This window comes from Streptomyces sp. SID12501 (assembly GCF_010550245.1).
Taxonomy (GTDB): Bacteria; Actinomycetota; Actinomycetes; order Streptomycetales; family Streptomycetaceae; genus Streptomyces.
The window spans coordinates 1-425 of sequence record NZ_JAAGLU010000764.1 but is presented as its reverse complement, the minus strand read 5'-3'; the positions used below and the strand labels follow the sequence as shown (position 1 = coordinate 425).

Here is a 425-nt window from a genome sequence, read left to right as displayed (position 1 = left end):
CTGGTGCTGCTAACGTGGGGGTGCTCGCTTCCGGGCGCGGGGACGGGGGTGACCGGGCGTCGTCGGCGGTCGGGAGCCGTCGCGGGCGGTGCTGGAGCCGGGCGCGACGGTTGCTCGGGGCAACTCTACGACGGGTCGTTACCTCGGGCAACAGTTCAGGGGGGTGACGTGTTCCGCCCCGGGCGCGACGTGCGCCGCACCCGGGGCGGCGGGAGCAGGGCCGGACGTGCCGTCGTCAGGCCGACGCGCGGCGCGACCGCCGCTCGACCTGCAGACCCTCCATGTCCTCGAGCTCGACCCCCTTGGTCTCCGGGACCTTGGTGAGCACGAAGACGAACGACAGCAGCGCGAACGCCGCGTACATCGCGTACGGCACCGACGCGCCGAACCGGTCCAGCAGCTCGGGGAACGACAGCGTGATGACG

Annotated in this window: 1 protein-coding gene; it reads right to left on the bottom strand. The window is 72.9% G+C overall.

The window, feature by feature from the left end:
- Positions 1–235: 235 nt before the first annotated feature.
- Positions 236–425: MFS transporter (locus G3I71_RS48350; protein WP_164325339.1), on the bottom strand; the 190-nt coding region annotated here is incomplete at its 5' end.